This window comes from Yersinia sp. LJYL362 (genome assembly GCF_048323875.1).
Genome location: NZ_JBLWEX010000008.1, coordinates 1 through 8,181, shown reverse-complemented (window position 1 = coordinate 8,181; position 8,181 = coordinate 1). Strand labels below are relative to the sequence as shown.

The following is an 8,181-nucleotide window of genomic DNA, read 5'->3' as shown; positions in this document are numbered from 1 at the left end:
TTAATTGTTTATTCGTATCAGACATGCTGAAAAATTCATCTGTCATCCTAGCACAAGTTGTCAATGTAATGAGTCCAGTCACAGTTGAGACTTTTTCAGGTAGGAAACCAAACTCATCGGATGAGCAATTTTTGTGGTTTGCATGCATAATTAAAAACGAAAATGAGTTCCATAATAATAGATGAGAGGCTGATTTATGGCGTTACCGATTGCGATCAAACGGGGGAAGAAACCCAAGGCAGCTGCGCAAATGGCGGCGGCTCCAACCGGTCAGGTTCAATCATTGACTCGGGGTCTTAAATTACTGGAATATATTTCCGAAGCACAGGGTAGTGTCGCACTGACAGATTTAGCACAGCAGGCAGGTTTACCTAATTCCACCACTCACCGCCTGTTAACCACCATGCAACAGCAGGGTTTCGTCCGTCAGGTGGGGGATTTAGGCCTTTGGACGATGGGCGCACATGCCTTTATTGTCGGCAGTAGCTTTTTGCAAAGCCGCAATTTGCTGGCTATGGTTCACCCGATGCTGCGCCGTTTAATGGATGAATCCGGTGAAACCGTTAATCTGGCCGTGCTGGATCACAGTGACTATCAGGCCATTATTATCGATCAAGTGCAATGTACCGCCCTGATGCGGATGTCCGCACCGATTGGCGGCAAACTGCCTATGCACGCCTCTGGGGCCGGTAAAGCTTTTCTCTCCACCCTGCCAGACGACCAACTGGTTCAGCTTTTACATAAAAAAGGGCTGCATGCCTACACGCAGCATACCCGCACCAGCCCAGCCAGCTTGAAAGAGAATCTGGCGCTGATTCGCAAACAAGGCTATTCATTTGATGATGAAGAACATGCTCTCGGCCTGCGCTGTATCGCCGCCTGTCTGTTCGATGAACATCACGAAGCCTTTGCCGCTATTTCCATTTCCGGCCCGATATCGCGTATTACCGACGATCGCGTCACAGAGCTTGGCGCATTGGTTATTCATGCTGCGAAAGAAATAACTCAATCATACGGCGGCGGGAATCGGAGTTAATTAAATAATCGAATGCATAAAAACTTTGTCGTTCGGTGAGAACAAGCAGATCGTAAAGACGCCGTAAATACTTCCCTGTAGGCTCGAGCCGCGCCGTCCTGGCGCGGACGCTTTACTCTTCTGCCTGCCCTCACCTCTCTGAATCGAGAACTAATTACACACAACAGTGCTTCTTTACATTCCTGATCAAGGCGTAGCGAGCGAAAGGAGTTTAGGTGCGCCCTGCGCGCAGAACCCGGAGCGTATATGTAATACGCGAGGAGTTCGAGCACAGCGCAAACCCAAAATCCGCACGCGCAGTAGCCGTTAATTTAAAACCCGCTGGGAGAAGCGTTGTTTTCGACGATAAGCAAAAACATCCTCCACATGCCCATCACGGATACGCTGCTGCAAACCGCGCCAGTAACTGGCATGGAACAAGTCGCTGTGCATTTCCTCAAAAAAGTGCCGAACTTTGCGGTCACTACATAAGAAATGGCGAAATTCTTCGGGGAAAACATCATTGGGAGATACGCTATACCACGGCTCGCTGGCCATCTCATCTTCCGGATAGCGTGGCGGCGGGATATCGCGGAAATTCACCTCAGTCATATAACAAATTTCATCATAATCGTAGAACACTACGCGCCCATGACGAGTTACCCCGAAGTTCTTAAATAACATGTCGCCGGGGAAAATATTCGCCGCAGCCAGTTGTTTAATGGCATTACCGTATTCTTCAATAGCATCCTTCAACTGCTGATCATTTGCCTGCTCCATATAGAGATTCAATGGCGTCATCCGCCGCTCCATATAAAGGTGTTTAATGATGATTTGGTCGCCTAAGTCTTCCAGTTTTTCCGGCACTTCCCGCTGTAATTCCGTCAGCAATTCTGCGCTGATGCGATGCTTATCAATCACAAAATTCTCATACTCTTGGGTATCCGCCATTCGCCCTACTCGGTCATGTTCTTTAACCAATTGATAGCACTCTAAAACTCTCGCCTGACTGACTTCTTTTTGTGGCGCGAACTGGTCTTTAATGACCTTAAAAACCCGGTCAAATGATGGCAGAGTAAATACCAACATCACCATCCCTTTGACCCCAGGCGCAATAATAAACTGTTCGCTGGATTGATGAACAAAGGTTAGGTATTCACGATAGCTTTCGGTTTTACCGTGTTTTTGGCAGCCAATTGCCATATACAGTTCAGCAGTCGATTTGCCCGGCAAAATTTCCCGCAGCCATTCCACCATTGCCGCAGGTAAGGGGGCATAAACCATAAAATAGGAACGGGCGAAACCGAACACGATACTGGCCTCTGCCTTGCTGGTGAGGCAGGTATCAATAAATAACCCGCCTGATTCATTGTGATGGATAGGTAGCAGAAATGGATAGACCTCGTCAGCCAGTCGCAGTTTTCCCACCAACCAAGCGGCTTTATTACGATAAAACAGTTCATTAGCAATTTGAAAGCGCGCTGTTGCGAGTTGCTCATCAGTAAAATTTTGCCGCAATGCAATCGCAATGTAGCCGATATCGCGGGGCAGATCCTCCCAGGGTAAACGCAGCGGCAAATCATTGAGTACCAGCTGCAACATACCGCTCAAATCTCCCTTGGGGGCAAAATCACGCGCTAAGGGACGGGGAATTTCACGAAAGCGCCGTTCTGGTTGTGAACTGAAAACAAACAGCTTATCCGGGGTTAAATCGCGGTGTTTAAATAACCGACAATAGACTGAATTAAAAAAACTTTCAGCGATTTCAAAGCGCGGATAATCCGGTAACAAGCCAGTATAGATTTCTTTTACTCGCGTTAGAAAATTCACATCAAAACAGCGTTGATCAGTGATGTGTTTCAATTGCTCAACCACCAGACCCACATGACTATCATAGAGGTGAATACGCTTTTTCATCGCCTGCTGTACCGCATGCCAATCAGCCTGCTCAAAACGATGTTGCGCCCCCGCAGTGACCTCCAGAAAGCGGCCATATTGAGCATCAAACCCCTGCAAAATTGTTTGCGCGATTAATTGTTCCAGCTTTGTCACCATACTCACCTCCGCCATACGGAACAGAGCCTGCATAAGCAGGCTCTTGATAACATACCCTTTCACTCAAATCGTGGAGCTAAAATTGCTGTTCTTCCGTCGAGCCGGTCAATGCTGTCACGGAAGACTCGCCGCCCTGAATAATATTGGTGACTTTATCAAAGTAGCCGGTACCCACTTCCTGTTGATGGGACGCGAAAGTGTAGCCGCGCTCAACAGCGGCAAATTCTGGCTGCTGAACCTTCTCAACATAGTGTTTCATGCCCTCTCCCTGTGCGTAAGCATGCGCCAGATCGAACATGTTGAACCACATGCTGTGGATACCCGCCAGTGTAATAAACTGGTATTTGTAACCCATCGCTGACAGCTCATCCTGGAAGCTGGCAATCTGTTGGTCAGTCAGATTCTTTTTCCAGTTAAATGATGGGGAACAGTTGTAAGCCAATAATTTACCGGGGAATTGTGCGTGAATCGCATCAGCAAAACGTTTAGCTAACGCCAGGTCTGGTGTTGAGGTTTCGCACCACACCAAATCGGCATACGGGGCATAAGCCAGACCGCGGCTGATGGCTTGCTCAATACCAGCATGAGTGCGGAAGAATCCTTCAGCTGTGCGATCGCCAGTAATGAATGCGCTATCATGCGGGTCACAATCAGAAGTCAGCAAATCAGCGGCATCAGCATCGGTACGGGCAATCAGCAGTGTTGGTACACCGAGAACGTCCGCAGCCAGACGGGCGGCGACCAACTTCTGAATCGCTTCCTGAGTCGGTACCAAAACTTTACCGCCCATATGACCACATTTTTTCACGGCCGCCAGTTGGTCTTCGAAATGTACCCCGGCAGCACCCGCCTCAATCATAGCCTTCATCAATTCGAACGCATTCAGTACACCACCAAAACCGGCTTCCGCATCGGCTACAATCGGCAGGAAATAGTCGGTATAACCTTTGCTACCCGGCTCAATATTATTCGACCATTGAATCTGATCTGCGCGACGGAAACTGTTATTGATACGTTTAACCACCGCGGGAACGGAGTCAACCGGATACAGCGACTGATCCGGGTACATGCTTGATGCGGTGTTAGCATCAGCCGCGACCTGCCAGCCTGACAGATAAATGGCCTCAACCCCGGCCTTCGCCTGTTGCAGCGCCTGACCACCGGTTAATGCACCTAAACAGTTGATATAGTCTTTACGCGATTTGCCGTGCAGTAATTCCCACAATCTCTTCGCACCGTGCTGCGCCAAAGTGCACTCTGGGTTGACTGAGCCACGTAATTTAATCACTTCTTCGGCACTATACGGGCGAATAATGCCCTCCCAGCGCGGTGATTTCCATTCCTGTTCCAGTTGCTGAATTTGTTGAGTACGAGAGGTAGTCATGGCGATATTCCTTATTATTTAATTTTGTAGGGTTAAATAGGATTTGGTCCCCAAAGTCATTGGAGTTACAGCCAGGCAGCAAGCGAGCGAGCCCCGATGAGCTGACACAAGTCAGTGATTCGGGCGAGTGAACGTAGCTAACACCGCTGTAACCTCAAGGACGGAGGGTATTTCAGGCTAATAGTGCGTAGCCTGGTAGTGTCAGGAAGTCGATAAGCTCGTCTTGTGTTGTAATTCGCTCCATCAAACGCGCAGCTTCTTCAAACCGCCCGCCATCAAAGCGCTCTGCGCCAAGTTCCAGCTTCACTACCTGCATTTCTTCACTCAACATGTTTCGGAACAGCTCTTTTGTCACCGTTTGACCATTACTCAGGTTTTTCTGGTGATGTATCCATTGCCAGATAGAAGTACGGGAAATCTCTGCCGTCGCGGCATCTTCCATCAGGCCATAAATCGGCACGCAACCATTGCCAGATATCCATGCTTCAATGTATTGCACAGCAACCCGGATATTGGCGCGCATCCCTTCTTCCGTGCGTTCACCACTGCAAGGCTCCAACAACTCAGCGGCGGTGATAGGTTTGTCCTGCGCTCGGCTAACCTCTAATTGATTTGGCCGGTCACCCAACACCTTGTTAAAGACTTCCATCACGGTATCGGCCAGCCCTGGATGGGCTACCCATGTACCATCATGGCCATTACTGGCTTCTAACTCTTTATCCGCACGGACTTTATCCAGTACTTGCGCATTTTTTACCGGATCTTTATTCGGGATAAATGCCGCCATACCACCCATCGCTAAAGCACCGCGTTTATGGCAGGTTTTGATCAATAAACGGGAATACGCGCTCAGGAATGGTTTATTCATGGTGACCGATTGGCGGTCTGGCAACACACGATCACCGTGATTTTTCAGTGTCTTGATATAGCTGAATATATAATCCCAACGACCACAATTAAGGCCAACAATGTGATGGCGCAGATGATAGAGAATTTCATCCATTTGGAACACGGCAGGTAATGTTTCAATTAATACCGTGGCTTTAATGGTGCCTTGCGGTAAGTCGAAGCGCTGCTCGGTAAAGGTGAAAATATCACTCCACCAAGCGGCTTCCTGATAAGACTGCATCTTCGGCAAATAAAAATAAGGGCCGCTGCCATTGGCAAGTAATTGCTTATAGTTATGATAGAAATACAAAGCGAAATCGAACAGTCCACCAGGAATATCTTCCCCCTGCCATTTCACATGTTTCTCCGGCAAGTGCAGGCCGCGAACTCGCGCAATTAGTACCGCAGGATTGGGTTTGAGCTGATAAATCTTGCCGGATTCATTTGCATAGGAAATCGTGCCTTTTACCGCATCATGCAGGTTAATTTGACCATCGATCACTTTGTCCCAGCTTGGCGCCAACGAGTCTTCGAAATCAGCCATAAAGACTTTTACGTTGGCATTGAGAGCATTAATCACCATTTTGCGCTCAACCGGCCCGGTAATTTCCACCCGACGATCACGTAAGTCAGCAGGAATCCCCTGAATCCTCCAGTCGCCTTCACGAATGGAATTAGTTTCCGAAATAAAATCCGGTAAGGCACCTTGATCGATATTTTTTTGCCAGGATACCCGTGCGGCAAGGAGTTCACGACGTGACTGTGCGAATTTCACCACCAATTCGGTCAAGAATTCGATCGCTTCATCCGGTAAAACCTGTCTTTCAGCAGCATTAAAATGCTGTGTAAAAACTAACTCCGTGCCGACTAACTGTTGTGTCATTTCCCTTCCCCTTTCCAATCTCACGGCTTTCACATCAACGCTAATGTAGCGTCACTCTTGGATTCGTATCGGATAATGTGTTCCAACCGGAAATTGAAGGCTAGATTATATGGTCACTTTTCACCCCGACAGGACTAAGAATAATCAATTAATTAAGAAAATCAAAAACGATTTCCATTTTTATTTAAAATAATTTTTTAATCTTTATTTATCATATTGTTAACATAATGCTAAGTGTTAGATAGATAGGAACCAGCTTCCATTAATGACTTTATCTCATGGTAACTCGTTGTTTGATAAAGAGATCAGACCAGTTTAAGTCAAGATGAATGGAGTATATTCGAGCAAAAAATAGAAAGGCGGCTCGATTCAGCCGCCTTTATTAACATTCCGGGAGGAGGAAAGTTAGTCGAGAGTAGGATTCATATGACGTAAATCAAATGGTGTGATTTGGTAAACGTAGTAGTTCAACCAGTTAGCAAATAACAGATGTCCGTGGCTACGCCAGGATGCTTTTGGGGGTAATGAAGCATTATCATTGGGGAAATAATTGAGTGGGATTTGTGGATTCAGACCGGCAGCCAGATCTCGTTGATATTCCCCCGCTAAAGTATCGACATCATATTCAGGATGACCGGTGACGAAAGCGACTCGCTTGTCTTTACTGGCAAACAAATATGCACCGGCCTCTTCCGAAGAAACCAGAATATCCAGATCAGTATATTGCTGAAGTACCTCAACGGGGAAATCGGCATAACGAGAGTGTGGGGCCAGGAATGTCTCATCAAAACCACGCGTGAGCAGTGCCAGTGGTTTATCTGTTTGATGCTGGTAAATGCCTGAGAGCTTAGTCTCACGCGTCATCTTAGGAATACCGTATAAGATATTTAAGGCTGCCTGTACCGCCCAACACACGAATAAAGTTGAGGTTACATGATCTTTTGCCCAGGCAATAATGCGCTCAATTTGCGGCCAATAAGCAACATCACAGAAATCGACCAAGCCCAGAGGAGCCCCTGTCACAATCAACCCGTCAAAATTTTGCTCCTGAATATCTTCAAAATCACAATAAAAGTTGTTCAGGTGCTCAGCTGGCGTATTTTTTGATTCGCGACTATCAATTCGCAACAATTGAATATCGATCTGTAGGGGTGAGTTGGAGAGTAAACGCAGGAATTGATTTTCCGTCTCAATTTTTTTAGGCATCAGATTTAAAACCAACACCTTCAGGGGACGAATTTCCTGAGTTTTTGCACGCGATGAGGTCATGACAAACACATTCTCATTACGTAAAAAACTCACTGCTGGTAATTCATCAGGAACCCGAATTGGCATGCCTATATCCTCAATATATCCGTTTATACGTTTAGACTTCCAGATGCCTGAAGATAGCGGATTTTTGGAGGAAAGTCGAGCAATCTGCTGCAACCTGAAAATGTTTCATTGATGAAATTTCAGTCTATAAAATTTAGTGGACAGCCGTAATCATTTTATATACTGCAAAATCCTCTGCAGATATAGATAGTTAGGTGTCATCTGGCGATATAATTTCAGATATATTACATGGAGAATGGTAGCGGCTGAGGCAACCTATTATCGGTTACTAACTGTTTATTGGTATGTAGATATTTATCGGATAGCAGAAAAGCAAAAACCCCACGCTTTTGGCATGGGGTCTTGGCTTGATTTGATGCCTGGCAGTGTCCTACTCTCGCATGGGGAGACCCCACACTACCATCGGCGCTACGGCGTTTCACTTCTGAGTTCGGCATGGGATCAGGTGGGACCACCGCGCTATGGCCGCCAGGCAAATTCTGTTTCAATCAACCCGCTCGGTATTTCTACCCAGCCAGCCAATCCAATCTCGGAACTTCGCTGAAAATATCTATCTCTCAAATCCAAAACACCTTCGGTGTTGTAAGGTTAAGCCTCACGGATCATTAGTACTGGTTAGCT

Annotated in this window: 6 protein-coding genes and 1 rRNA gene; 2 read left to right on the top strand and 5 right to left on the bottom strand. The window is 46.9% G+C overall.

Annotated features, from left to right (window positions below; genetic code table 11):
* The coding region (locus ACNSO8_RS00295; RefSeq protein WP_418393479.1) for a hypothetical protein at positions 1 to 185 on the top strand (185 nt) is incomplete at its 5' end.
* 11 nt (positions 186 to 196) lie between these two features.
* Complete coding sequence (gene iclR / locus ACNSO8_RS00290) at positions 197 to 1,036, top strand: glyoxylate bypass operon transcriptional repressor IclR (protein ID WP_019080128.1); 840 nt, start codon at positions 197 to 199, stop codon at positions 1,034 to 1,036.
* Positions 1,037 to 1,342: 306 nt separating this feature from the next.
* Here iclR and aceK read toward each other — a convergent pair whose 3' ends face one another.
* The 5 genes from aceK to rrf form a co-directional block, all read right to left on the bottom strand.
* Complete coding sequence (aceK, locus tag ACNSO8_RS00285) at positions 1,343 to 3,070, bottom strand: bifunctional isocitrate dehydrogenase kinase/phosphatase (protein ID WP_026017917.1); 1,728 nt, start codon at positions 3,068 to 3,070, stop codon at positions 1,343 to 1,345.
* A 76-nt stretch (positions 3,071 to 3,146) separates the two neighbouring features.
* Positions 3,147 to 4,454: an isocitrate lyase gene (aceA, locus tag ACNSO8_RS00280; RefSeq protein WP_046050053.1), complete on the bottom strand. Its 1,308-nt coding sequence runs from the start codon at positions 4,452 to 4,454 to the stop codon at positions 3,147 to 3,149.
* A gap of 172 nt (positions 4,455 to 4,626) precedes the next feature.
* Positions 4,627 to 6,225 (bottom strand): malate synthase A, encoded by a 1,599-nt coding sequence (gene aceB, locus ACNSO8_RS00275; RefSeq protein ID WP_418393478.1) that lies wholly within the window; start codon positions 6,223 to 6,225, stop codon positions 4,627 to 4,629.
* A gap of 405 nt (positions 6,226 to 6,630) precedes the next feature.
* Positions 6,631 to 7,560, bottom strand: coding sequence for a homoserine O-acetyltransferase MetA (metA, locus tag ACNSO8_RS00270; RefSeq protein WP_019080132.1), 930 nt, complete (start codon positions 7,558 to 7,560; stop codon positions 6,631 to 6,633).
* A gap of 357 nt (positions 7,561 to 7,917) precedes the next feature.
* Positions 7,918 to 8,033: ribosomal RNA gene (gene rrf / locus ACNSO8_RS00265) — 5S ribosomal RNA — on the bottom strand.
* Between the last annotated feature and the right edge of the window lie 148 nt (positions 8,034 to 8,181).